This window comes from Faunimonas sp. B44 (assembly GCF_052655945.1).
This window is the reverse complement of sequence record NZ_JBQYEX010000004.1, coordinates 62145-86949: the sequence shown is the minus strand read 5'-3', so window position 1 is coordinate 86949 and position 24805 is coordinate 62145. Positions and strand designations below refer to the sequence as shown.

Genomic DNA, 24805 nt, shown 5'->3' with positions numbered 1-24805 from the left:
GGATAAGGAAGGCTGCCGCGCGACTTGAGAGGGCGCCGGGGGACGCGTGCCTACCTGCCGGGCTGCAGCGCGTCGGCCAGTTCGCGGAACGGGTCGAGTGCGGGGGGCGACGACGGTTCCTGCACGAGCGCGCGGTAGAGCGCCGGGACGAGCGCCACGGCCTGATCGAGATCCGGATCCGCCCCGGCATGGTATCCGCCCATCAGGCGGAGGTCGCGGCTGTCCTCGAAGCTCGCCACCATCGCCTTCAGCTTCGTGACGAGGCCGCGCTGCTCGGGCGCCCACGCGTGATGCGCCAGGCGTGATACAGATGCCAGGATGTCGACGGCCGGGTAGCGCCCCTGGTCGGCGATCGACCGGCTCAGCACGATGTGCCCGTCGAGCGTGCCGCGGATCGCGTCGGACACCGGCTCATTGAGGTCGTCGCCGTCCACGAGGACCGCGAAGATGCCGGTGATCGTGCCGCTGCCGTCCTCGCCGGGGCCGGCGCGCTCGAGGAGCCGCGGCAGGTCCCCGAAGACGCTCGGCGCATAGCCCCGCGCCACGGCTGGTTCGCCCGCGGCGAGCGCCACGTCGCGCGCGGCATGGGCGTAGCGCGTGATCGAATCGACGATGAGAAGCACCGATTCGCCGGCGTCGCGCAGGGCTTCGGCGACGGTCATCGCGGTGCGCGGGGCGAGGCGGCGCATCATCGCGCTCTCGTCGCCGGTGGCGACCACGGTCACGGCGCGCTTGCGGTTCGGCCCGAGGCTCTCCTCGAGGAACTCGCGCACCTCGCGGCCGCGCTCGCCGACGAGCGCGATCACGATGCTGTCGAAGCCGCGGGCGTGCGCGAGCATGGAGAGGAGCGTCGACTTGCCGACGCCGGAGCCGGCGAAGATGCCGACGCGCTGGCCGCGGCAGATCGGCGTGAAGATGTCGATCGCCCGCACGCCGGTCGCCACCGGCTCCCGCGCCCGCGCACGCCGGATCGCCGGCGGCGGCGCGGCATCGACGGGGCGCGGCTCGATGCCGGGGACGAGCGGCCCGTCCCCGTCGATCGGACGGCAGATTGCGTCGATGACGCGGCCCTTCCAGGCGATGTCGGGTGCAATGGCGAGCGGGCCGATCCGGAAGGCACGCGTGCCCGGCCCGACCTCGAGCCGATTGGCATAGGGCTTCACGGTGGCGCCGGCGTCGTCGATGCGGACCACTTCCCCGATCGGCTCCGGCCCGTGCTCCGCCGCCCCGATGCAGTCGCCGAGCTTCAGGAAGTGGGACAGGCCGGCAAGCCGGAAGTGGGTCGGCGCGACCTCCGTCACGACGCCGCTCATGCGCAGCGCCGGCACCCGGCCCGGCCCGGAGGCGGCCGCGAGGCGGTCGAGGGCGCTCACCGCCCCGGCCGCTTCGGAGAGCGCCGACCGGACGGCGCCCCGTCAGGGCTCAGCTTCTCCCCCCGAGCGTGCGGATGCCGTCCTTCAGCGACGATTCGGTGTCGGCAATCGCGGTCGCAGTCGCCTCGAAGGTGCGCGACACCATGATGAGCTTGGTCAGCTCGCGGATCGGGTCGACGTTCGAGCCCTCCACGAAACCCTGGGCGATCCCGTTTGCCGTGAAGTCGAGCACCGGCGCCGCCGCGATGTCGGGGATGACGGCGGCGTTCTCGTACCGGGCGAGGCCGGCCGCCGGCTCGATCCGGAACAGCCCGATGGCGCCGACCTGCTGGCCGTCCTGCGTGATCATGCCGTCGCGCGCGATCTTCACCTCGCCGCCGTTCGGGTCGAGCAGGATGGGCGCGTTGCCGACGTCGAGGACGGGATAACCGTTGAGCGTCTGAAGCTCGCCGGCCGGGGTGATCCGCATGCGGCCGTCGCGGGTGTAGGCGGTGCCAGCGGGCGTCGCGATGCCGAGCCAGGCGTCGCCGTCGACCGCCACGTCGAGCGGATTGCCGGTCTGCGTCAGTGCGCCCGGCTGCCGCAGGATGAAGGTCTCGCCGGCGGAGGCGAAGGCGACCGGATCCCGCATCCCTGCAATGACCGCCTCGAAGCTCACCTCGTCGGCGCGATAGCCTGCGGTGCCGACATTCGCCATGTTCCGCGCGATCGTGTCGAGCCGCCGCTCCAGCGCGATCTGGCCCGACAGGGCGACGTAGAGCCCGCTCTCCATCACGAGCCCCCGAGCTTCAGGCGCTGCAGGCTCATCAGCAGGTCGGCGCCGATGCCCGCCTCGCGCGGCTGGCTGATGAGGATCGCGGGCGAGGTCGCGGCGGCAGTGCCGTTCTCGATGTCCCACATTGCGGTGAAGCGCTGCATCAGCCTCTTCACCTTCTCCGGATCCTTCAGATCGGCGACGTCGAGCTTGGAATCGAAGAGGGCCGCCTGGCGGTCGATGTCCGCCGTCGACATGCTGGCCGGGATTCCGAACGTTACCTGCACGACCTTCAGGAGCGCCGGATCCGCGAGCAGGCCGTAGGCGCTCTTCACGGACGACGCCTTGCGCTCGAAATAGAGCGCGAGCCGCACCCCCTCGTTGGCCGCGCCGGCATCCTCCTCGAGCGTCTGGCGGACGTAACGGTCGACGGTGCCCTGCTGCGCCCTGGTGAACACCGTCGCATTGGCGCCGTTTCGGACGAAATTGAAGGTCTCGACGAAGTCGCGGTAGCGCGTGTCGCTCAGCTTGTTGGCGAAGCTGTCCGGATCGTCGATCCCGCCCTCAAGCGCCTTGCGCATGAACGCCTTGGCGTAGGTCATGTCGGCGAGCCCGTGCGCCTTCATGGCGTAGGCGAACAGGCGGTCGTCCTTCATGAAGTCCTCGATCGACTTCACCTTGACGATGGCCTCCAGGTAGTACGCGCTCTCGCGCGCCACGACCGGCTGCGCGGCGGTCCGCGTCAGCGACTGCGTGATGTTCCCGGCGACGAACTGGTAGGCGGTGGCGGTGGTCAGCACGGCGATCCCATCGAGAGCCCGACACGCGCGACCATCGCCGACCCGGCTTGCCCGAAGCTGGCGTGGGCCAGTTTCGCGCAAGCCTTGGCCTCTATGCCCCGCTTCGGGGAGAGCTTGCATCCGGAGCTGAGGCGTTGGGGTTCTTCATCGGTCTCGTCATCGCGCTCGGCTGCATGCTCGGGGGCTTCGCCGCCATGGGCGGGCATATCGGGGTCATCTGGCAGCCCTGGGAGTTCGTCATCATCGGCGGGACGGCGCTCGGCACGTTCATCATCGCCAATCCGCTCGCCACCGTCGCCGACACCGGGCGGGCGAGCGTCAGCGCGGTGCTCGGGTCCGGTCCCAAGCCGCGCGACTATCTCGATCTCCTCGGCCTGCTCTACGTGCTGATGCGCGACCTGAGGAGCAAGGCCCGCAACGAGGTCGAGGAGCACATCGACAACCCCGACCAGTCGGAGATCTTCAAGCGCTTTCCGAGCGTCCTCGCCGACAAGGATCTCACGCATTTCATCTGCGACTATTGCCGCCTCATCATCATCGGCAATGCGCGCACGCACGAGATCGAAGCGCTGATGGACGAGGAGATCCACACCATCAACCGCGACAAGCTCAAGCCGTATCACGCGCTCGTCTCGGTCGCGGAAGGCCTGCCGGCGCTCGGCATCGTCGCGGCGGTGCTCGGCGTCATCAAGGCGATGGGCGCGCTCGACCAGTCGCCCGAGCTTCTCGGCGGCCTGATCGGCGCAGCGCTCGTCGGGACGTTCGCCGGCATCTTCCTGTCCTATGCGATCGTCTCGCCGCTCGCCCACAAGGTGAAGGTCGGGCGCGAGAAGAGGTGCCGCCTCTTCGTGATCGTCAAGCAGACGCTGCTCGCCTTCATGAACGGCGCGATGCCGCAGATCGCGCTCGAGCACGGGCGGAAGACGATCTCGTCGCTCGACCGGCCCTCCATCGACGAGGTGGAGAGCGAGACGATCTCGGGCGGCTCCCGGGACGTTCCCCAGAAGCAGGCGGCGTGAGGCCGATGACGGCGGAAGCGGAAGAGGCCGCGACGATCCGTCCGGGCGGCGTCCCGGACCGGCTCCTCGACGTCGCCGGCATCTCGATCGACCGGATGCCGATGCTGAAGGTCGTGTTCGACCGCCTCGCGACGATGTGCGCGGACAGCCTGCGGCCGCTCTCGCCCTCGCCCGTCCTCCTGAGCCTGGAGGGCGTGGAGACCTGCCGGGTCGGCGACATCATCGCCGCCTACGAGCAGGGCGCCGTCGCGGCGGTCTTCTACGCCTGCGAGTGGGACGCGCGCGTCCTCGTCGGGCTCGACCGGCCGAGCCTCGACGCCCTCATCGAGGCGCTCTTCGGCGGCGACGGGGCCGAGCGGCGCGGCGCCGAGGATCGGCCGATCAGCACGATCGAGATGCGGGTCGGCCAGCTGGTCTTCGATCTCGCCGCAGCCGCCCTCCAGGCGTGCTTCGCCTCCGTCGCGGAAACGCCGTTCAGGTTCGAGCGGATCGAGACGCGGCTCGACTTCGCCGTGATCGGCCGCCGCAACAATCCGGCGATCGTGGCGCGCCTCGCTCTGCAGGCGCTCGATTCCGGCGGCGAGATGTTCGTCGTCATCCCGCAATCGGCCCTCACGCCCATGCGGCAGAACCTTGCCCGGGTGCTCTCCGGCGACGTGTCGCCGCGCGATCCGCGCTGGACCCGGCAGATCCAGTCGGAGGTTGCGCGCACCGAGGTGAGCCTCACCGCGATCCTCGACGAGAAGCAGATGACGCTCGGCGAGATCGCCGGCCTGAAGGTCGGCACGGTGCTGGCGCTCGACGCCGGCCCGCGCAGCAAGGTGCGCCTGGAATGCGGCGACCAGCCGCTCTTCTGGTGCGAGCTCGGTCGCTCCGACTCCGCCTACACCCTCCGGATCGAAGACTTCGTCGACACCAACGAGGACATGATCGATGACCTCCTATCTGGTTGAGGGCGTGCTGCTGATCGCGCTCGTCGTGACGAGTGCGCGCGTGGCGGCGATGTACCGCGAGCTTAAGCGCCTGCGCGCCCATCACGAGGCCTACGAGCGCGTCTTCGAGGAGACGCGCCGCGCGCTCGGCGGCCTGGAGCGGGCGATCGAGGACATGAACGGCCGCTCCGGCGAGACGCTGGCGGCGCTCGGCGAGCGGATCGACGAGGGGCGGGCCGTCGTGGAAGCGCTGGACGGCAGGCTGCGGACGGCCGCGGCGCTCGGCGCCGGCCGCGGCGCGGACGCCGCAGAGAGTTCCTGGGCGGCCGCGCCCGTCTCGGGCAGCGCGTGATGAGGCCCGCGTGCACGGCCCCTTCTGCCAGGTTGCGAGGTGACAGAGATCATGTCTCACAGTGAAGCGCTCTTCGCGGGCGGCGAAGCCCCGGGCCGCGAGCCGTCGAACGGCAGGGCCGGCGGCGAAGGCGGCAGCCACCTCGACGCCATTTTGCGCATCCCCGTCTCGGTGCAGGTCGTCCTCGGCTCGACCACCATGCCGGTCGCCAACCTGATGAAGCTCGGGCGCGGCGCCGTCATTCCGCTGGACCACCGGATCGGCGAGCCGGTGGACGTCGTCGTGAACGGACGCGTCGTGGCGCGCGGCGAGGTGGTGGTCGTGGAGGAGGACAATTCCCGCTTCGGCGTCTCGCTCACCGAGATCGTCGGCCAGTCGGCGACCGATGGCGGCGCCTGACCTCAAGTTCGCCGTCTCGGGCGGATCGGGGAAGCCGGCCGGCCCGGCGAAGCCGCTGCGCGGCACCGACAAGGTGGCCGCGCTCCTGCTCGCCATGGGCAAGCCGCTGGCGAGCCAGCTCCTCAAGCATTTCGATCCGATCGAGCTCAGGCAGATCACGCGGGCGGCGACGGAGCTCGGCCCGCTCTCCCCCGCCGCGATCGAGGCGGTCATCGAGGAGTTTGCGACCGAGTTCTCCGCCGGAACCGGGCTCCTCGGCACCGCGCGGGAGGTGGAGCAGCTCCTGTCCGGCGTCCTGCCGCCCGAGCAGATCGCCGACATCATGTCGGACGTGCTCGGCAGCTCGAACCAGACGATGTGGGAACGGCTCTCAAACGTCTCCGAGACGATGTTCGCCGCATACCTGGTGAAGGAGCATCCGCAGACCGCGGCGCTGATCCTTTCCAAGGTGAGCCCGGCCTGCGCCGCCAAGGTCATGGGCCAGCTGCCGCGGACGGTGCGCAACGAGCTGATGCGCCGCATGTTCAGCATGAAGCCGGTGATGGAGCCGGCGATGCGGCTGATCGAGAGCACGCTGCACGAGGACCTGCTCCTCAACCTCGCGCGCAAGACCGGCGCCGACGCGCATGCGCGCATGGCCGACATCATCAACAAGATGGAGCGCGACCAGATGGAGGACGTGCTCCAGAGCCTGGCCGCGGAACGGCCGAAGGCGGCGGAAGTGCTGAAGGGCCTGCTCTTCACCTTCGAGGACATCGTCAAGCTCGCGCCGAAGGCCCGCATGGTCCTGTTCGATCAGGTCTCGACGGAGCGCATCGTGCTGGCGCTGAAGGGCACCGACGCTTCGTTCCGGGATTTCATCCTGTCCTCGCTCGCGGCCCGCGCCCGGCGCATCGTCGAGGCGGAGCTCGCCAATGGCGAGCCCGCCCCGCAGCGCGAGGTGGCCAAGGCCCGGCGGGCGATCGCGGATATGGCGCTCGCCATGGCCGAGCGCGGCGAGATCGAGCTGAACGCGGCCGATGAAGCCGAATATTACCAGTAGCTTGCATTTACATGGCCGATACGCCTGAAAAAGACAGCAAAACCGAAGAAGCTACTGAAAAGAAAATTCGCGATTCCATCGAAAAAGGCCGCGTGCCGGTCTCGAAAGAGGTGGCGGTCTTCGCATCTTTCAGTGCTGTACTGATCATCTCGGGCTTCCTCGTGGAGGCGAATGCCGCAAGGCTGGCGGTGACGCTGAGCAGGCTGCTCGACGACCCGGCCGGGTGGACGCTCGACAATGGCGCGGACGCGATCCTTCTGTGGCAGGCGGTGTTCCGGGAAGCCGCGCGCTTCCTGGTCCCGATCATCGTCGTGCTCACCGTCGCGGGCATCGCCGCCTCGATGCTGCAGAATGCCCCGCGGCTCGTCGCCGAGCGGATCAAGCCCGAATGGTCGCGGATCTCTCCGAGCAAGGGCTGGTCGCGGATCTTCGGGCTGCAGGGCCAGGTCGAATTCGCAAAGTCGCTGTTCAAGTTCACCGCAATCATCGGCGTGGTCGTGCTGGTGCTCGGGGCCGAATGGCTCGCGATGTTCAACGCCATGCTGATCGACCCGAACGCCGTACCCGCGATGATGCTGGACATGGCGATCCGGCTGCTCTCCGCGGTCAGCATCGCTACGATCCTTCTCGTTTCCGCCGATCTCGTCTGGGCCCGGGTGCAATGGCGGCGCGACCTCCGCATGACGCGCCAGGAGGTCAAGGACGAGTACAAGCAGACGGAGGGCGACCCGATCGTGAAGGCGCGCCTGCGCTCGCTCGCGCTCGACCGCTCGCGCAAGCGCATGATCGCCGCCGTCCCGCGCGCCACGCTCGTGATCGCGAACCCCACCCATTTCGCGGTCGCGCTGCGCTATGTCCGAGAGGAGGGCGGTGCGCCGGTGGTCCTCGCCAGGGGGCAGGATCTGATCGCGCTCACGATCCGCCGCATCGCCGAGGAAAACGGCATTCCCGTCATCGAAGACAAGGCTCTGGCAAGGTCCCTCTACGACAGTACCGAGGTCGACCGCGCCATTCCGGCCGAGTTCTATCGCGCCGTGGCGGAAGTGATATACTTCCTCTACGCCAAGGCGGGCGGTCGCAATCCGGCGAGGTAAGGCTGCTCGGCATGCTTCTGAAAGTCAGAGACGATCATGCGCTGACGCGCGAGGGCATTCTGGCCCGGGGGCTCGGCCGCGTGGCGAGCGAGCTTCGCCTCGTCGACGTCATCGACCTGATCGCGTTCATCCGGACGGAGCAGTACGCGAACATCGGCGACCTGGTGAATTCCTCGGCCGAGCTCTACTTCAAGCCGGGCACCCTCCGGTTCGGCTCGGCCGCGGAGGCGCGCGTCGACTGGGACCGTCCGCCGACAATCCTGCTCGACATGGAGTTCCGCCACCTGGGCGTTTCGGCCTTCTTCGGTCTCGAGCTCCGCGAGCGCGAGGCGGCGATCGACCTTCATTACATCAGCTTCGCCGAGGCCGCTCCGAGCGCGGACGAGAACACGCGCAGCCTGGCCGCCGCTCTTCTCGACGCCCAGCGGCCCGACGCCCTTTTCGACGAGATCCCGCCCTCCCTTTGCCCCTGAGGCGGGCGAGGCGCCAGCCTCGGGCAAGATTCCGCACCTACTCTGCCGGTGAGGAATTGGGGGAACACGTGGACGGCGTCTATCTGTTCGGTCTCGCCGCGCGGCATTCCGCCTGGCTCGCCGTGAGGCAGGCGGCCGTCGCGCAGAACGTTTCGAACGCCGACACGCCGGGCTACCGTGCGCGCGAGGTCGAGCCGTTCGACCGCGTGCTCGACGCTTTCGACGTGCGCCTGGCGGCGACGTCGCCCGCGCATATGGTTGCCGAGCCGGTCGCGTTCCGCCCGGGCAGGGCAGAGAAGGTCGACGGCTGGGATGTCTCCGTCTCGGGCAATTCCGTGACGCTCGAGCAGGAGATGATCAAGGCCGGCGAAGTGGAGCGCGCCTCCTCGCTCAACGTCAGTGTCGTGAAGGCCTTTCACCGGATGGTGATGGCGGGGTTGAGGTGACATGATCGACGCTCTCCAGGCCGCTCTCCGTGTTTCCGCCTCGGCGCTCGCCGCGCAGTCCACACGGCTGCGCGTCGTCTCGGAGAACCTCGCCAATGCGCAGTCCACGGGCCAGGCGCCCGGCGCCGATCCCTATGCGCGCAAGGTGGTCACCTTCGCGGAGGAGCTCGACCGGGCAGCCGGCGTGGATCTCGTGCAGGTGAAGCGGATCGCGACCGACCGGGCGCCCTTCCGCGTGGAGTTCGATCCCGGCCACCCGGCCGCCGACGACGCGGGCTACGTCAAGCTGCCGAACGTGAACGTGCTGATCGAAATGGCCGACATGCGCGAGGCGAACCGCAGCTACGAGGCCAATCTCCAGATCATACGCCAGACGCGCGAAATGGTCTCGCGCACGATCGATCTCCTGAGGTCCTCATGACGGACGGCCTGTCCATCGTCGCCGCTTCGCTGCGGCACGTCTCCGGTGCCGGCGCGACCCCCATTGCGGCCGGGGCCGGGCGCGCGGCGGCGCCCGCCGGCCAGGGCCCGGACTTCTCCGCCGTGCTGGCCGACGTGGCATCCGGCGCGGCCGAGAAGCTGCATGCGGGCGAGGCGGCGGCGATCTCCGGGATCACCGGCACCGCTTCCGTGCAGGAGGTCGTGCAGGCGGTGATGTCCGCCGAGCAGACGCTCCAGGCCGCCATCGCGATCCGCGACAAGGTCGTGGCCGCGTATCAGGAAATCAGCCGTATGGCGATCTGAGGGATCTTCGAATGAGAGCGCTCGCCATTGCTGCCACGGGCATGACCGCCCAGCAGATGAATCTCGAAGTCATCGCCAACAACATCGCCAACATCAACACGACCGGCTTCAAGCGGGCCCGGGCGGAGTTCACCGACCTCCTCTATCAGGCGGAGCGCCTGCAGGGCGTTGCCAACAGGGGCGGGGAGAGCGCGATCCCGGAGGGCGCCCAGCTCGGGCTCGGCGTGCGCACCGCCGCGATCCGCAACCTGCACCTCCAGGGCGCGCTGGCCAACACCGGCAACAGGCTCGACCTCGCGCTGAACGGCCGCGGCTGGTTCCAGGTGGTCGGCCCGGACGGCGAGACGCTCTACACCCGCGCCGGCTCCTTCAACACCAATGCCGACGGCCAGCTCGTCACGCTCGACGGCTATACGGTCGAGCCGGCGATCCTGGTGCCGCCGGAGACGGTCGAGATCGTCGTCAACGAATCCGGCCAGGTCTTCGCCACCCTCGACGGTGACGCCGAGCCGCAGCTTCTCGGCCAGCTCACGCTCGCGAATTTCGCCAACGAAACCGGGCTCGAGCCGCTCGGCGGCAATCTCTACCGCGAGACGACGGCCTCCGGCGCGCCCGTCGTCGGCGTGCCCGCAGATCCGGGATACGCGCGCATCCACCAGGGCTATCTGGAAGCCTCCAACGTCGATCCGGTGAAGGAGATCACCGAGCTGATCGCGGCCCAGCGCGCCTACGAGATGAACTCTAAGGTGATCCAGGCCGCCGACGACATGGCCGGTGTCGTCTCCAAGGGCATCAGGTAAAGGGGGGGGGGGCGCCGTGCGCGCAGCATTCCTCGCAGCCATGCTCGCCCTCGGCTGGGCGGCCGCGTCCGCCGCTCCGGCGGCGGCGCAGTCGCGGCTCCTGCCCGTGCCGACCGTCACGGTCTATCCGGGCGACGTCCTCGGACCCGGCGAGGTCGTCGACCGGGCGTTCCGCAGTTCCGCCAGCCTGCAGAGCTTCGCGGCCGATCGCTTCGAGGTCGTCGGCAAGGTCGCGCGCCGGACCCTCGTGGCCGGCCAGCCGATCCCGCTCGGTGCGCTCGGCGAGCCGCAGCTCGTCGCCCGCGGCGCCTCCGTCCAGGTCGTGTTCCGCGAGGGCGGCCTCGTCATCACCGCCTACGGCTCTGCGCTCGAGCCGGGCCGGGCCGGCGACGTCATCCGCGTCCGCAACCTCGACAGCGGCACGATCATCAACGGCATCGTCCAGCCGGACGGCTCGGTCCGGGTCGGAGCCGGCTGATGCTGAGGCTCGCCGCCGCGCTCCTCCTCTGCCTGACCGTCGCGGCGGACGCCTCGGTCCGCATCAAGGATGTCACCGGGCTGCGCGGCGTGCGCGAGAACCAGCTCATCGGCTACGGCCTCGTCACGGGCCTGAAAGGCACCGGCGACAGCCTTCGCAACTCGCCCTTCACCGAGCAGGCGCTCCAGTCGATGCTCGACGCCATGGGCATGAACGTCCGGCGCAGCCAGCTCCGGACGCGGAACGTCGCGGCCGTCATGGTCACCGCCGAGCTGCCCGCCTTCATCGGCAAGGGCTCGCGCATCGACGTGACGGTGTCCTCGCTCGGCGATTCGACCTCGCTCATGGGCGGGACGCTCATCCTCACGCCGCTCGCCGGCGCCGACGGCCAGACCTATGCGGTGGCGCAGGGGCCGGTGGCGGTGTCCGGCTTCTCCTCCCAGGGTGACGCCGAGACGCTGACGCAAGGCGTTCCGACCGTCGGGCGGATTCCGAACGGCGCCATCGTGGAGCAGCGCGTCCCCGGCCGGTTCGGCGATTCCGGCTCGCTGACCCTCGAGCTGAAGAACCCGGACTTCAAGACCGCCATCCTCGTGACCGATGCGATCAATGCCTTCACGATGGCGCGCTACGGCATGCGCACGGCATACGAGCAGGATCTCCGCACCGTTGCGCTGGTGAAGCCCAGCAATGTCGGCGCGACCCGCTTCATCGCCGAGATCGGCGAGCTGCGGATCGAGCCGGACACGCCCGCCCGCGTCGTCGTGGACGAGCGCACCGGGACCGTGGTCATGGGGCAGGACGTCCAGATCTCGACCGTCGCAGTCACCCACGGCAACCTCACCGTGCGCATCACCGAGATGCCGACGGTCTCGCAGCCGCAGCCCTTCTCGGCTGGCGAGACGGTCGTGACGCCCCAGACCCTGGTCCAGGCCGAGCAGGGCGATGGCCAGCTCGCCATCGTCGGCGGCGCCGACCTCCAGATGCTGGTGCGCGGCCTCAACCGGATCGGCCTGAAGCCGACCGGCATCATCGCCATCCTGCAGGCGATCAAGACGGCGGGCGCGCTCCAGGCGGATCTCGTCATCCAGTAGCGGCCGCGTCGCCAGCCCGGCGCAAGCTTGTCCGGGCAGGGTGTGCGCGGTCCGTCGGAAGAGCCTGCCGCCGAAATGAGATCGCGCTTCGTCCGCTTTGCCGTCTTGTTGCCGGTGGTGGTGTCCGCCGCGGCGGTGCTCGGCTGCGGTCCGGCGCTCGCCGCGGAGGAGCCCGGCGCGGCAACCCTGCGGACCGTGCCGCCCGGTGTCGATGCGGCAACCCTTACCGATGCCGACCGCTACTGCCGCAACATCGCCGACGCCGCGGCCGACGCGCGTGCGGCATGGCAGGCGCGCAAGCTGCGCGAGCTCGAGGAGCAGGTGGAGGCCCGGCTCGTGCTGCTCGAGGCCAAGCAGGCGGAGTTCGCCGACTGGGTGCGCCGCCGCGAGGCGCTGCTCGCGAGTGCGGAGGAGGGCGTGGTCGCCATCTACGGCCGTATGCGACCCGACGCTGCCGCGCGCCAGCTCACCTCCATGGATGGCGACGTCGCGGCGGCGATCCTGGCGAAGCTCAACGCCCGTGTCGCCAGCGCCATCCTGAACGAGATGGAGCCGGCGCGCGCGGCCGGGCTCGCCGACACGATATCCGGCGCGCGGAGCCTGCCCGCCGGGGGGAAGGGATCCTGATGCGCCGCATCGCCGTGCTGTCCGTCTGGCTGCTCCTCGGGGGCTGCGCGGGCGAGGTCCAGGATTTCGGCCGCGAGCCGCGCCTCAGCCCGGTCGGAAGCGGCCTCCAGGCCTATCGGGAGCCGGTGCCGGTCGCGGTCTTCCCGCCCTCGGCCGGTCCCTCGGAACAGTCGCTCTGGGACGCGAGCCGGCCGAACCTCTTCCGCGATCCGCGTGCCGGCAAGGTCGGGGACGTGGTCACGGTGCGGATCGCCATCAATGACCGCGCGACGCTCGACAACGCCTCCGGCCGTTCGCGGGATTCGAGCGCCAAGACGGGGATCGGCTTCGCCTTCGGGCTGGACGGGTCGGGTTCGAAGCTGAGCGCATCCGCCGACGCGGCCGGCCAGTCCACCTCGAAGGGCAAGGGGTCGATCGACCGTTCGGAGCGGATCGAGCTCTCGATCGCGGCGGTGGTGAGCGAGGTCCTGCCGAACGGCAACCTCGTGATCAGCGGGTCGCAGGAGGTCCGCGTCAATTTCGAGGTGCGCGTGCTCAACATCGCCGGCATCGTGACGCCGCGGGACATCGCGAGCGACAACACCGTCTCCTACGAGAAGATCGCGGAAGCGCGTATTTCCTATGGCGGTCGCGGGCGCCTGACGGACGTGCAGCAGCCCGGCTGGGGGCAGCGCCTCTACGACGCCGTCGCGCCGTTCTGAGCGGGAAGGGGAACGGGAGTGGCGCCTCGCAACTTGCCCGCGACAACCGGCGGCCGACCGGACGGCGGCAGGCGGGGTGCGGCGGGCTGGCTGCCCGCGATGGCGGCACTGACTTTGCTGGCCGCCGGGGCCGGCGCTTTCTTCGGGCTGAACCTCGTCGATTTCGTCGCCTCGTCGGGCGCGGCGCGGCATGGTCCGACGGCCGAGGCGGCGCACGGCCCGGTCTCGCCCTCCAATCTCCGGCCGTTGCCGCCCGTCATCACCAACCTCGCCGATCCCCCGAACGTCTCCATCCGGCTCGACGCCGCGCTCGTCTTCGCCGACCCTGCGCCCCCGCAGGCGGAGGCGCTCGCGAGTGCGATCGCGGAGGACATCCTCGCCTTCCTCCGGACCGTGTCCCTGCGGCAGATCGAGGGTCCAAGCGGCCTGCAGCACCTGCGCGAGGATCTCGTCGAGCGGGCGTCCATCCGCGCGGAAGGCGAGGTGCGCGACCTGGTCATCCAGACGCTGGTCGTGCAGTGAGGCGCTGCGCGCTCGCCGTCCTGGCGCTTGCGGCCATGACCGCGCCGGCCGTCGCGCAGATGGCCGGGCTGGAGGCGCTCATCCCGGAGGGGCAGGGCAGCGTCGCGGGGCGGATCATCCAGCTCGTCGCGCTCCTGACGGTCCTCGCGGTGGCGCCCGGGCTGCTCGTAATGGTGACGAGCTTCACGCGCTTCGTCGTGGCGCTCTCGTTCCTGCGCTCCGGCCTCGGCCTCCAGAGCACGCCGGCGAACCTCATCCTGATCAGCCTTTCGCTGTTCATGACCTTCTTCGTGATGGGGCCGACCTTCGACAGGGCCTGGCAGAGCGGGCTGCAGCCGCTCATCGAGAACCGCATCACGGAAGAGGAGGCGTTCGCCGCCATTGCCGAGCCGTTCCGCGAGTTCATGCTGGCGCAGGTCAGGGAGAAGGACCTCCGGCTGTTCGAGGACCTCGCCCGGAACGGGCCGGGCGGTCCGCAGGAGGGCGCCCCGGCGGAGGCTGCTCCGGCGGCGGGGGACGACGCGGTGGAGCTGCGCATCCTCGTTCCGGCCTTCATGATCTCGGAGCTGCGGCGGGGCTTCGAGATCGGCTTCCTGATCGTGCTTCCCTTCCTCGTCATCGACATGATCGTTGCAACCCTGACGATGTCCATGGGCATGATGATGCTGCCGCCGACGGTGATCTCGCTGCCCTTCAAGATCCTGTTCTTCGTGCTGATCGACGGCTGGAACATGTTGATCGGCGGCCTGGTCAGGTCATACGTTTGAATGAGCGGCGAATCGTTGCCGGTTAAGGGTGCCGTAACGTTCGACTGCTAGTCGTATCACCACGGTCGGTCGGGAGCCGGACAGGCGCTCCCGAAGGCATGATGCCGCCCGTCCGTACCGGTGGAAGCCCGGTATGTCCCATCCGCGTACAACTCAATTGGGACACTCAGCATGACCAGCCTTCTGACCAATGCCGCGGCGATGACCGCGCTGCAGACGCTTTCCGCAACCAACAAGAACATGGAGACGACGCAGGCCCGCATCGCCACCGGCCTGAAGGTCGGCAGCGCGGCCGACAACGCGGCCTACTGGTCGATCGCCACCACCATGCGCTCCGACAACAAGGCGCTGTCCACGGTGAAGGACGCGCTCGGCCTCGGCGCCGCGAAGCTCGACGTCGCCTATACCGGCCTCAACTCGGCGATCGAAGTGGTCGACGAGATCAAGACGAAGCTCGTGGCGGCGCGCGAGCCCGGCGTCGACAAGGCGAAGATCCAGTCCGAGATCACTTCTCTCCAGAAGCAGCTGATCAGCAATGCCGGGGCGGCCACGTTCAGCGGCGAGAATTGGCTTTCGGTGGATTCCAGCGCCGCGGGATACAGTGCCACGAAGTCGATCGTCGCGTCCTTCACGCGCGATGCCGCGGGCTCAGTGTCGGTCGGCACGATCGACATCGACATCACGGGCACCGAGCTCTTCGACGCGGACGACCAGTCGGGCATTCTCGACACCACCTTCACGACGACCGGCGGCGGCGCGGTGACGGTATCCGTGTCGGATCTGGACATCACCGCTGCCGGCATCGACAACACGGACATCGACGAGATGATCGCGGCCGTCGACGGCGCCCTGTCGTCGATGACGACGGCGGCCTCCGACCTCGGTGCCGCCAAGAAGCGCGTCGATCTGCAGAACGCGTTCGTGTCGAACATGATGGACGCGATCGGCCGCGGCGTCGGCCAGCTCGTCGATGCCGACATGAACGAGGAATCGACGAAGCTGCAGGCGCTGCAGGTACAGCAGCAGCTCGGCATTCAGGCGCTCTCGATCGCCAACCAGAGCAGCCAGAACATCCTCTCCCTGTTCCGCTGATCGCGGCAGAACCGGCTCGAACGCGGCCGCGCCCTTCGGGGCGCGGCCTTTTTCGTGCAACCCCCGCACAAGCTTCGCGCGCGAAGGTCCGCTCGGACTCTGCGCATGAAGGGATTCGATGGGGCGCGAACAGCTCGAGCGGCTCTGGGCGAGCATGGCGGGGCTCGGCGCGCGCCGCCTTGCGGCGCTCGCCGTCATCGGTCTCACCGTCTTCGCACTGGCGGGCATTGGCGGCTACTTCCTGAGCCGTCCGGAGATGGACGTCCTCTATGCCGGGCTCGAGCGCGACGACGTCGGCCGGATCGGGTCGGCCCTGACCGAAGCGGGCGTCCGCTTCGACGTGAACACCGCCGGCGACACTGTCTTCGTCGGCTACGGCGATACCGCCCGCGCCCGCATGCTCCTCGCCGAGAAGGGCCTGCCGAACAGCGCGAGCGCCGGCTACGAGCTCTTCGACGATCTCGGCTCGCTCGGCCTCACCTCGTTCATGCAGGAAGTCACGAGGGTGCGCGCGCTCGAGGGCGAACTCGCCCGCACGATCCAGACGATGCGCGGCATCAAGGCCGCCCGCGTCCATCTCGTCCTCGCCGACGAGGGGTCGTTCCGCCGCGCCCGGCAGCCGCCGTCGGCCTCGGTGGTGATCCGTAGCGATGCGCGTGCGGAAGCTGGCGGCGCGCAGGCGATCCGCCACCTCGTCTCGGCCGCGATCCCCGGCATGAAGGCCGAGAACGTCACGGTGCTCAACACGGAGGGCGCGATTCTCGCCTCCGGCGAGGCCGGGGCCGATCTCGCACCGGGCAAGCTGGTCGGGCTGGAGGGGTCCGTCAGCGAAGGCATACAGGACCGGATCCGCGCGACGCTCGCGCCCTATCTCGGCCTCGACAATTTCCAGGTGAGCGTCTCGGCGCGGCTGAACACCGACAAGAAGCAGATCAACGAGACGGTGTTCGACCCCGAATCCCGCGTGGAACGCTCCGTGCGCGTGATCCGGGAGAACGCCGTCTCGCAGAACGCGACCGTGAAGCCGCCGACGACGGTGGAGCAGAACATCCCGACCGAGGAGGTTCGCGCCGACGGCGGCGAGCGATCCAACGAAGAGAACGAGCGCCGGGAGGAGATCACCAATTTCGAGGTCTCCTCGAAGCAGGTGACGACGCTGAGCGACGGCTATGTCGTGGACAGGCTGTCGATTGCGGTCCTCGTCAACCGGTCCCGGCTCGCCGCGGCGCTAGGCGAGAACGCCACGCCGGACGCCGTCGAGGCCCGGCTGCAGGAGATCGAGCAGCTCGTGACCTCGGCCGCCGGTTTCGAGCAGGCGCGCGGCGATTCGATCAAGGTTTCGCTCGTGGAATTCCTCGGGGCGGGGGAGCGGCTCGACCCGGTCGATCCGCCAGGCTGGTCCGAGGTGCTGTTCCGGCAGTTTGGCACGATCGTCAACGCCCTGACCGTGCTGGTGGTGACGGGGCTCCTGATCTGGTTCGGGCTCCGCCCGGCGACCGCGGCGATCCTGCAGCGGTTCGAGCCGGCGGGACAGGCGGTTCCTGCCATTGCCGGCGGCCCCGCTGCAGAGGGCGCGCCGGCGCTCGAGCAGGGCGCCGCCCTGCCGGGCCTTCCCGCGCCCGAGGCGAACCTGATCGAGGACCTGACGAGCCGGATGAACCGCAACCCTCAGAAGCGGCTGGAGCAGATGATCCAGTTCGACGAGGAACAGGCGGCGGCGATCCTTAAGCAGTGGATGCACGAGGGCAGCCGGGCATGAGCCTCCTGCCGCTCGCGCACTATCTGATCGATTTCACCGATCTGTCGGCGGCCGGAGGGGTGGGCGCCCCGGCGGCCGGGCCGCAGGCGGAAGCCGTGCCGGCCGACCGGCCGGAGGGCGTGGAGGAACGGATCGGCGAGGCTCGCCGCGCAGCCTGGACAGAAGGATACGCCGCTGCCGAGGCGGAGATGACCCGCCGGATGGCGCTAGAGCGGGAGGCCCATGCCGCTGCGCTGGCCGCGGAGCGGGCGCGTTGGGCGGAGGAAGAGGGCGAGGTGCTGCGGGCCGCCTTCTCGGCCGGCATGGAGCAGCTGCGCGCCGGGATCGAGGCGGGGCTCGGCCGCGCCCTCCGCAGTGTGCTGGAGGAAGGGCTTCGCAGGCGGGCCGTTGCCGCCGTCTCGGAGGCGCTCGCCGTCTTGATCGAGCATCGCGGCCGGGACCTCGTGAAGGTCAGCGGCCCCGAGGACCTCCTGGAAGCGATCCGCCGTGATCTCGGCGCCGTCGGATCCGCGGTGGTCTTCGAGCCTGGCCAGGGCCCTGACGTGCGTGTGGTCGCCGACCAGACCCTCATCGAGACGGAACTCGCGGCGGCGCTCTTGCGCCTCGACGAGGCGGTCGCCTGATGGCCGGCGAACCGAATTCGGGCGAGCACGAGCTCGTCATCATCCGCCGGCGTCACGACGGTGAGCACGAGGGCCATCACGGCGGCGTCTGGAAGATCGCCTACGCCGACTTCATGACCGCCATGATGGCCTTCTTCCTGGTCATGTGGCTCATCAACGCGACCAACGAGAAGACGCGGGCGTCGGTGGCGAGCTATTTCAACCCGATGAAGCTCGCCGACACGACGGCGAACCCGAAGGGCCTCAGCGACCCGAAGCGGGTCGACGGCGGCGGCAGGCTGGACGGCGGAAGCGAGACCAAGCCGGAGGCGACGGAAGGTGACGGCGGCGAGAAGGGGGCTGGCGGCGGACAGGCGCCGCGATCCGTCGAGGGTGCGGCCGGGGCCGCGGGCAGCGCCGCGCAATATACCGAGCAGGAGCTCTTCGCCGACCCCTATGCGGTCCTCTCCGAGATTGCCGGCCGCGCCGGGCCGGACCAGGGCTTTGCGAAGGCCGCTGCGGAGGAGGCGCGGGGTAGCGGCGATCGCGCCGGCATGACAGGCGGCGAGGCCTACCGCGACCCCTTCGATCCGAGCTTCTGGCCGGCCATCAGCGGCTACGCCGAGGATGCGCAGCCCGGGGAGCCGGCCGACTCCCCTGGACCGTCCGCATCGCCCATGGCGCCGGCCATTCCGGCCGAACGCCCGACCGATGCGGGCGCGCCGGTCCCGGGTGTCGGCGGTGACGACGCCGAGCGCGCTCCCAAGTTTGCGGGCAAGCCTGCTGCCGGAACCGCATCGCGGGAGCCAGCCGCTCCTCACGATCCGTCCGGGCGCGGCGAACAGCAGGCCGCCTCCGTTTCGTCGCCCACGGCAACGGATCCGGACGCCGTCGCCGCCGAGATCCTGCGGGCGATCGAGCCGGCGACGACGGGCCGTCGCCTGCCGCAGATCGAGGTCACGGCAACCGGCGAAGGGTTCCTCGTAAGCCTCACCGACGACAGCGATTTCGGTATGTTCGCGATCGGCTCGGCCGAGCCGCGGCCGGAGGTCGTGGCGATCATGGAGAAGATCGCCGGGGTGCTCGCGAGCCGCACGGGGGCGATCGTCATCCGCGGCCACACAGACGGCCGGCCGTTCCGCTCCCGGGATTACGACAATTGGAGGCTTTCGACCGCGCGCGCCCACATGGCGCAGTACATGCTGGTGCGCGGCGGGCTCGACGAGGCGCGCATCGAGCGCCTGGAAGGCTATGCGGATCGTGCGCTGAGGAAGAAGGACGATCCCGACGCGGCGGAGAACCGGCGGATCGAGATCCTTCTTCGGGAGGATCGGCCATGATCGGCCCGCTGCGCGGCGTAGCGGCCGCCGTCGCAATGTTCGCGGCGATATCGGCGCCGGCCTTCGCCGAGGGGGACGAGCCGTACCGGATGGTGCGAACCCTGCAGGCCCTCCAGGACGGCATCGCCGCCGGTGATCCCGCCGCCCAGGAGGCGCAGCAGGAGCAGATCGCCGGGATCGGCCAGGCCTTCGCGGCCGCCGGGGAGGGCGCTTGGCAGGACCCGAGGAATGCGAGGGCCGCGGTCGTTTACGTCCTCAGCGGCGGCCGCCCGGATCCGCTCAGATCGCTGGTGCGCCGTGAGGATTACGGCATCGCCCCCGCGCTCGTGCGCGGCGCTCTCGCCTTTGCTGAAGGCCGTTCGGAGGAGGCGAAGGCAGCTTTCGCGACGCTCGACCCGCGCACCCTTCCGCAGAGCCTCGGCGGGCAGGTGGCCCTCGTCCACGGCCTGCTGGCGATCGGTGCCGATTCCACCGAAGCCGATCGCCTGCTCGATCTCGCCCGGCTCCTGATGCCGGGAACCCTCGTCGAGGAAGCGGCGCTCCGGCGGCAGGCGATGCTCGCTGCGGACGCTCAGGACTATGAGCGTTTCGCCGCCCTCTCCGAGCGGTACTTCCGCCGCTTCGCGCAGTCGCTCTACGCCGGCGGCTTTCTCAGGCAGTTCGCCGCCGCCGCTGCCCAATTCGAGTTCGATACTTTCTCGGCCGGCCCGATGCCGCTCCCGAGGCTGCTCTCGGAAATGGAGCCCGACACGCGGCGTGCCGCCGCGCTCGCGATCGCGCGGGCGGCCCTCGTCGCGGGATCGGTGAGGGTGACATCGCTCGCGGCCGGGCAGGCGTCAGCGATATCGGCGCCGAACACCCGGGAAGGCGCCTCGGGGACGCTCTACCAGGCCGCGGTCCACCTCCTCACGGATGCCGAGGAGGCCGAAAGGCGGCTGCAGGGCATGCCCGACCGCCTGCTCGCGCCGGCCGACCGCGTCTTGCACCGTGCTGCGCTGAGCCTGTCGCGGCGGATCATGGAATGGCCGGTCGGGGAGGAAGCGGGAGGCCTGCCCGAAACCACAGGTGTGGAAGGGGAAACCGGGCTGCTCAGGCGCGGGCGCACAGTGCTCGCCGAAGCCGATGCCCTGCTAGCCGGGGCCCGATGACGGGCATCGGCCGGCATTTCCCCTTGGGGAGCGAGCGCATTGCGACAGTCTCGGATCGGGACCAGTCCGCGCTTCGGGGAAAGGTGCGCAACCGCGACCTCGGGACCGAGGCGTTCGAGGCGCTTCTGCACGCGAAGGCTGATCGTCCCGACGCCGCTGGACGGTCGCCACCCGCCGGGCCGCCCGCCAATCCGCGATCCGATGCGGAGCGTCAGGAAGGCGCGGCACCGCAGAGGAGAGGCGTTCCCAGCGTTCCCGAAGTCCGGGCCATGGCCGCCGGCGGCGTCGCTGGAATGCCTGCGGCGCAGCCTGGCCGCGGCTCGCCTGCTGCTCCCCCTGGCGGGACAGAGGCGGCAGACGGGCTCGGCACGCCCGAGCATGGACGCCCTGCCGCCACCGAGGCGCTGGCGGCCGACCGGCCGCTGCGAGGGAACCGGGCACCAGGTGCGGACCCACTTGAACGCGGCTCCCGCCTCCGACATTCCGGCCCTCTGCCGGAGGCGCCTCCTGTCCGCCCCGAAGAGGGCAATTCAGAGAGCATCGCCGGAGACGGTCCTCCGGACCTGAGCGCGACCGATCCGCATGCTTTCGGCCGCGATGCGCCAGCGGACAGCGGGGCTTGCGGGGCGGGCCGACCGCCCGATCCTGTCGCAACCGCGGCTGCGGTCGTGCCGGTTCTCCATCCGGGCGCCGGGGTTTCGGCGCAGCGGGCCGAGGTGGCGCGTCCGGCGCGGGCGACCATCGAATCGCCGGTGGCGCTGAACCGCCGCCAAGGCTTGATGGCTCGTCCGGCCGCCGGGGCTGAGCCCGGCGAAACGCCCGGCGCATCCGATCCGACCGAATCGCCAGGAACGGCGGGGCCGCAGAGCCCCCCGGCGCGCGGCGCGCTGCTGTCGGCCTTGAACATTCCGCAGGCGCGGGAAGGTCGCCGCGACGGCGGAAACCTCGGCGGGATGCACCTCGCACAGCGTCCACCCGGTGCAGCCTCGGCCCTGCTCGATGCGCCCGTTCCTGAAGCCACAGCGGTGCGGGGCGCTCCGCGGGCGCCGGTGTCCCAAGCGCTTGGAGGCTCCGGGCCTGGCGACGAGGCCAAGCCCGCCGGAGTGCTCGTGACCCGCGTCGAGATGCACTTCACTCCTGCACAAGCCTTCGATGCGATCCGCCAGATCGGCGACAGGATCGCTGCAGGCGCCGCGCCGACTCCGCCCCCGGTCCGGACAGAGCCGGCCGTGCCCGGCCGTACAACTTCCGGCCCGGTGATGCGCAGCCTCGAAATCCGGCTCGATCCGGAGCAACTCGGCGAGGTGGGCGTGCGACTGCGACTGCGCGGCTCCGTCATCGACATCGTGCTCGACGTGGCGCGAGACGATCTCGCGCGGGAACTTCGGGCTCATCAAGGCGGCCTCGCCGAGCGACTGGGGAGAGCTGGCCTCGAACTCGATGCGCTCACGGTCCGCAGCGGCGACCCGGCCGCGCCGCGCGCCGACCCCTTCCCGCCGGCCGCGCGTCCCGGCGATGACCTGCCGGGCGGCGCCGGACGTCAGCACGCCAATCCGGAGCGGCACGACGGCGCGCCGCCACGGCGCTCGCGGGTTGAAGACGATTCCGCTCCCTCCACGACGCAATCCGATGCACAGAACGCACCTGTCGATCGCCGCGCTGGCAGCCATCTCTATCTCTAGTTTCGCCGGGGTTCCTGTCGCCCAAGCGAGCGTTTGCGAGCGCGAGATGTCGGCTGCCTCGAAGCGGTACGACGTGCCGATCGGCATGCTCTATGCCGTCGGCCTTACGGAGACGGGTCGACGCGGTTCGCTGCAGCCCTTCGCCCTCAACATCGCCGGTCGCCCGTTCTTCGGCTCCGACGCCCGCGACGCGCTCGGGGCATTCCGGGCCGCCCGGCAGAGCGGGATCGACCTGATCGACGTCGGCTGCATGCAGATCAACTACCGCTATCATGCGCGGGCATTCGGCTCGGTCGAGGAGATGCTGGACCCGGCCAGGAACGTCACCTATGCGGCGCGGTTCCTGAAGGAGCTGCGGGCCCGCGAGGGCAGCTGGACGATGGCGGTGGCGCGCTACCATGCCGGGCCGAACAACAATCCGGCGCAGAAGCGCTACATATGCGCGGTCATCACCAACATGGTCGCCACGGGCTTCGGCTCGTGGACGCCGGCAGCACGCGCGTTCTGTCGCTAGGCGCCGCTCGCCGGCCGGGCGCTGGTCCGGCCGGGCCGCGGCCTCTCTCTTGCCTGCGGCGGTTTGACTCGCCCGCAACTAGTCCGTGTCGAAACAATTCAAATTGTATGACCGAAAGTGTAAGTTCCCTAAGCGATTCGGGGGAATCGAAAACGATTCGGGGGTTATGGTGTTCGTCATTGTCGACGATCGGGACATCGTCACAAACGGCTATGCATCCAGGTTCAGCCGCGAAGGAGTGTCATCGACGGGGTTCTGTCCAAGCGAGTTTCGAGACTGGGTCGAAACTGTGCCCGAGACGGATTTGACGGCTGTCGAGGCGTTTCTTCTTGGCGAGTGCGTGGATCGGAGCGTTTATCCGAGGCTTATACGTGAGCGTTCGCGGGCTCCCGTAATTGCGGTCAATGAAACGCAGTGCCTGGAGAAGACGCTGGAGCTTTTCGCGGCCGGCGTCGACGACGTAGTCCGCAACCCGATTCACATTCGGGAGCTGCTGGCCCGCGTGGGTGCGATCCGACGGCGCTTCGAGGCTGCCACCGACTGCAGGCTGGTCGGCGAGATGCGGGTCTTCTTCGACGGCCGCGACCCTGAGATCCGGGGCGACGTGCTGCCGCTGCCGCGCCGGGAGCGCCGCATCCTGGAATATCTCGTCACGAACCAGGGGCGGCGGGTCAGCAAGTCCCAGATCTTCAATTCCATCTACGGAATATTCGACGAGGACGTCGAGGAGAGCGTGGTCGAGAGCCACATCAGCAAGCTCAGGAAGAAGCTGCGGCACCGGCTGGGATACGACCCGATCGATTCGAAGCGCTACCTCGGATACTGCCTGGCGGCTCGATAGGGCCGCCGGGTCCACGGAAGGCAGACAGGCGGTGGCGGGCCGCGGCGGCCGGCGAAGCCGGCGTCCGACAGCCTCGCACAAGCTAGGCGGGTTCTACTCTGCCCGTTGAACGCGCACGGGGAGCAGCGCGGATGAGCCTCTACACAGTCATGCGTGCCGGCGTGTCCGGCATGAACGCCCAGTCCAATCGCCTCTCCGCAGTCGCGGACAACATCGCGAACTCCGATACCGACGGCTACAAGCGCGCCGTGGCAGACTTCTCCTCGATGGTCGTGCGCGGCGGCGCAGCGGACTATCAGGCAGGCGGGGTCGCGAGTCGCACGACCTATGCGATCAGCGAGCAGGGCAGCATCCAGTACACCGCCTCCGCGACCGACCTCGCGGTGAGCGGCAAGGGCTTCATGGTGGTGAGCGACCAGGCCGGGAACTCGTACCTGACCCGCGCCGGCTCCTTCGTGCCCGACAGCAACGGCAACCTCGTGAACGCCGCCGGCTATTACCTCATGGGATACCCGCTGGAGAACGGGGACGCCACGCTCGTGGCGAATGGGCTCGCCGGCATGGAGCGCGTGAGCATCTCGGATGCCGCTCTGGCCGCCACGCCGAGCCGCTCTGGCAGGCTCGTCGTCAACCTTCCCGTTGCCGCGGAAGCTGTCGCGGCGGGCTCGCGCCCGTCCGACAACCAGCCGGACGCCGCGTTCGCCGCCAAGACCTCGCTCGTCGCCTACGACAATCTCGGCGGTGAGGTCCTTCTCGACGTCTATTACACCAAGACGGACGCCGACACGTGGGAGGTGGCCGTCTTCGACCGTTCGACGGCGGCTGACGGCGGCGGTTTTCCGTATTCCTCCGGCCCGCTCGCCGTGGAGGGCCTGTCCTTCGATCCGGCGACCGGCGCCCTGACGGGGGCGAGTCCGTCCTCGCTGTCCTTCGCCGTCCCGAATGGGGCGGCGGTGACGGTCGATCTTGCCGGGACGACCCAGCTCGCGGCCGGCTACACCATGATCGCCGCCGTGCTCGACGGAAACGCGCCGAGCGCGATCGAGACGGTCGAGATCACGGGCGACGGCACGCTCTATGCGGTTTACGAGAACGGCAGCCGGCTGGCCGTCTACACGATCCCGCTGGCCGACGTTCCGAGCCCCGACAATTTGACGCCGCTTTCCGGCAACGTCTTTGCCATCAACCTGGCTTCGGGCGACGTGCGTGTCGGGGTCCCGGGAGCGGGTGGGTTCGGGACGATGATCTCGGGCGCCATCGAGAAGTCGAACGTCGATCTCGCCTCCGAACTTACCTCCATGATCGAGGCGCAGCGCGGCTACACCGCGAATTCCAAGGTGTTCCAGACGGGCGCGGACCTTCTCGACGTGCTCGTCAATCTGAAGCGGTGAGCGGCCTCGTGATCCGGGC

Annotated in this window: 29 protein-coding genes; 26 read left to right on the top strand and 3 right to left on the bottom strand. The window is 69.6% G+C overall.

Features of this window, described 5'->3' with window-relative positions; translation table 11 throughout:
• Window positions 1–50: 50 nt before the first annotated feature.
• From fliI to ACUN0C_RS09305, 3 genes are read right to left on the bottom strand one after another with little or no spacing between them, the layout of a single operon-like run.
• The gene (gene fliI, locus ACUN0C_RS09315; protein ID WP_445466077.1) at window positions 51–1373 is read right to left on the bottom strand and encodes a flagellar protein export ATPase FliI; all 1323 of its coding nucleotides are present in this window, start codon (window positions 1371–1373) and stop codon (window positions 51–53) included.
• 49 nt (window positions 1374–1422) lie between these two features.
• Entirely contained in the window at window positions 1423–2145 is a 723-nt protein-coding gene (gene flgF / locus ACUN0C_RS09310) for a flagellar basal-body rod protein FlgF (RefSeq protein WP_445466076.1), read from the bottom strand.
• The gene (locus ACUN0C_RS09305) at window positions 2145–2927 is read right to left on the bottom strand and encodes a DUF1217 domain-containing protein (RefSeq protein ID WP_445466075.1); all 783 of its coding nucleotides are present in this window, start codon (window positions 2925–2927) and stop codon (window positions 2145–2147) included. The genes flgF and ACUN0C_RS09305 overlap by 1 nt, the downstream gene beginning before the upstream one ends.
• A gap of 134 nt (window positions 2928–3061) precedes the next feature.
• On the opposite strand from ACUN0C_RS09305, the gene motA reads away from it, so the two are divergent.
• From motA to ACUN0C_RS09175, 26 genes are all read left to right on the top strand, one after another.
• A complete protein-coding gene (gene motA, locus ACUN0C_RS09300) occupies window positions 3062–3946 on the top strand; it encodes a flagellar motor stator protein MotA (protein WP_445466074.1) in 885 nt (294 codons plus the stop codon).
• Window positions 3947–3951: 5 nt separating this feature from the next.
• A complete protein-coding gene (locus ACUN0C_RS09295; protein ID WP_445466073.1) occupies window positions 3952–4899 on the top strand; it encodes a flagellar motor switch protein FliM in 948 nt (315 codons plus the stop codon).
• Window positions 4880–5230, top strand: coding sequence for a hypothetical protein (locus ACUN0C_RS09290; protein ID WP_445466072.1), 351 nt, complete (start codon window positions 4880–4882; stop codon window positions 5228–5230). The genes ACUN0C_RS09295 and ACUN0C_RS09290 overlap by 20 nt, the downstream gene beginning before the upstream one ends.
• A 51-nt stretch (window positions 5231–5281) precedes the next feature.
• On the top strand, window positions 5282–5629 hold the full coding sequence (fliN, locus tag ACUN0C_RS09285; RefSeq protein WP_445466071.1) for a flagellar motor switch protein FliN: 348 nt from the start codon (window positions 5282–5284) through the stop codon (window positions 5627–5629).
• Window positions 5616–6671, top strand: coding sequence for a flagellar motor switch protein FliG (locus tag ACUN0C_RS09280; RefSeq protein ID WP_445466070.1), 1056 nt, complete (start codon window positions 5616–5618; stop codon window positions 6669–6671). The genes fliN and ACUN0C_RS09280 overlap by 14 nt, the downstream gene beginning before the upstream one ends.
• Before the next feature lie 11 nt (window positions 6672–6682).
• Window positions 6683–7765, top strand: coding sequence for a flagellar biosynthesis protein FlhB (gene flhB / locus ACUN0C_RS09275; RefSeq protein ID WP_445466069.1), 1083 nt, complete (start codon window positions 6683–6685; stop codon window positions 7763–7765).
• Window positions 7766–7776: 11 nt separating this feature from the next.
• The gene (locus tag ACUN0C_RS09270; protein WP_445466068.1) at window positions 7777–8238 is read left to right on the top strand and encodes a hypothetical protein; all 462 of its coding nucleotides are present in this window, start codon (window positions 7777–7779) and stop codon (window positions 8236–8238) included.
• Window positions 8239–8294: 56 nt separating this feature from the next.
• Window positions 8295–8684, top strand: coding sequence for a flagellar basal body rod protein FlgB (gene flgB, locus ACUN0C_RS09265; RefSeq protein WP_445466067.1), 390 nt, complete (start codon window positions 8295–8297; stop codon window positions 8682–8684).
• A 1-nt stretch (window position 8685) separates the two neighbouring features.
• Entirely contained in the window at window positions 8686–9105 is a 420-nt protein-coding gene (gene flgC / locus ACUN0C_RS09260; RefSeq protein ID WP_445466066.1) for a flagellar basal body rod protein FlgC, read from the top strand.
• A complete protein-coding gene (locus ACUN0C_RS09255; protein ID WP_445466065.1) occupies window positions 9102–9428 on the top strand; it encodes a flagellar hook-basal body complex protein FliE in 327 nt (108 codons plus the stop codon). The genes flgC and ACUN0C_RS09255 overlap by 4 nt, the downstream gene beginning before the upstream one ends.
• A gap of 11 nt (window positions 9429–9439) precedes the next feature.
• Complete coding sequence (flgG, locus tag ACUN0C_RS09250; RefSeq protein WP_445466064.1) at window positions 9440–10228, top strand: flagellar basal-body rod protein FlgG; 789 nt, start codon at window positions 9440–9442, stop codon at window positions 10226–10228.
• Between the two features lie 16 nt (window positions 10229–10244).
• Complete coding sequence (flgA, locus tag ACUN0C_RS09245; protein WP_445466063.1) at window positions 10245–10706, top strand: flagellar basal body P-ring formation chaperone FlgA; 462 nt, start codon at window positions 10245–10247, stop codon at window positions 10704–10706.
• Complete coding sequence (gene flgI / locus ACUN0C_RS09240; RefSeq protein WP_445466062.1) at window positions 10706–11800, top strand: flagellar basal body P-ring protein FlgI; 1095 nt, start codon at window positions 10706–10708, stop codon at window positions 11798–11800. The genes flgA and flgI overlap by 1 nt, the downstream gene beginning before the upstream one ends.
• A gap of 75 nt (window positions 11801–11875) precedes the next feature.
• The gene (locus ACUN0C_RS09235) at window positions 11876–12427 is read left to right on the top strand and encodes a MotE family protein (protein ID WP_445466061.1); all 552 of its coding nucleotides are present in this window, start codon (window positions 11876–11878) and stop codon (window positions 12425–12427) included.
• The gene (gene flgH / locus ACUN0C_RS09230) at window positions 12427–13128 is read left to right on the top strand and encodes a flagellar basal body L-ring protein FlgH (protein WP_445466060.1); all 702 of its coding nucleotides are present in this window, start codon (window positions 12427–12429) and stop codon (window positions 13126–13128) included. The genes ACUN0C_RS09235 and flgH overlap by 1 nt, the downstream gene beginning before the upstream one ends.
• A 99-nt stretch (window positions 13129–13227) precedes the next feature.
• Window positions 13228–13650: a flagellar basal body-associated FliL family protein gene (locus tag ACUN0C_RS09225; RefSeq protein ID WP_445466059.1), complete on the top strand. Its 423-nt coding sequence runs from the start codon at window positions 13228–13230 to the stop codon at window positions 13648–13650.
• A gap of 35 nt (window positions 13651–13685) precedes the next feature.
• The gene (gene fliP / locus ACUN0C_RS09220; RefSeq protein ID WP_445466520.1) at window positions 13686–14417 is read left to right on the top strand and encodes a flagellar type III secretion system pore protein FliP; all 732 of its coding nucleotides are present in this window, start codon (window positions 13686–13688) and stop codon (window positions 14415–14417) included.
• A gap of 171 nt (window positions 14418–14588) precedes the next feature.
• The gene (locus ACUN0C_RS09215) at window positions 14589–15509 is read left to right on the top strand and encodes a flagellin N-terminal helical domain-containing protein (protein ID WP_445466058.1); all 921 of its coding nucleotides are present in this window, start codon (window positions 14589–14591) and stop codon (window positions 15507–15509) included.
• 118 nt (window positions 15510–15627) lie between these two features.
• A complete protein-coding gene (gene fliF, locus ACUN0C_RS09210; protein ID WP_445466057.1) occupies window positions 15628–17268 on the top strand; it encodes a flagellar basal-body MS-ring/collar protein FliF in 1641 nt (546 codons plus the stop codon).
• Window positions 17265–17891 (top strand): hypothetical protein, encoded by a 627-nt coding sequence (locus ACUN0C_RS09205; RefSeq protein ID WP_445466056.1) that lies wholly within the window; start codon window positions 17265–17267, stop codon window positions 17889–17891. The genes fliF and ACUN0C_RS09205 overlap by 4 nt, the downstream gene beginning before the upstream one ends.
• Window positions 17891–19210, top strand: a complete 1320-nt coding sequence (locus ACUN0C_RS09200) for a MotB family protein (RefSeq protein ID WP_445466055.1) — start codon at window positions 17891–17893, stop codon at window positions 19208–19210. The genes ACUN0C_RS09205 and ACUN0C_RS09200 overlap by 1 nt, the downstream gene beginning before the upstream one ends.
• Complete coding sequence (locus ACUN0C_RS09195; protein WP_445466054.1) at window positions 19207–20358, top strand: chemotaxis protein; 1152 nt, start codon at window positions 19207–19209, stop codon at window positions 20356–20358. The genes ACUN0C_RS09200 and ACUN0C_RS09195 overlap by 4 nt, the downstream gene beginning before the upstream one ends.
• A gap of 668 nt (window positions 20359–21026) precedes the next feature.
• Entirely contained in the window at window positions 21027–22040 is a 1014-nt protein-coding gene (fliK, locus tag ACUN0C_RS09190) for a flagellar hook-length control protein FliK (RefSeq protein ID WP_445466053.1), read from the top strand.
• Entirely contained in the window at window positions 21988–22554 is a 567-nt protein-coding gene (locus tag ACUN0C_RS09185; RefSeq protein ID WP_445466052.1) for a transglycosylase SLT domain-containing protein, read from the top strand. The genes fliK and ACUN0C_RS09185 overlap by 53 nt, the downstream gene beginning before the upstream one ends.
• 169 nt (window positions 22555–22723) lie before the next feature.
• Window positions 22724–23395: a response regulator transcription factor gene (locus ACUN0C_RS09180; RefSeq protein ID WP_445466519.1), complete on the top strand. Its 672-nt coding sequence runs from the start codon at window positions 22724–22726 to the stop codon at window positions 23393–23395.
• 131 nt (window positions 23396–23526) lie between these two features.
• Window positions 23527–24786: a flagellar hook protein FlgE gene (locus ACUN0C_RS09175; protein WP_445466051.1), complete on the top strand. Its 1260-nt coding sequence runs from the start codon at window positions 23527–23529 to the stop codon at window positions 24784–24786.
• Window positions 24787–24805 lie beyond the last annotated feature (19 nt).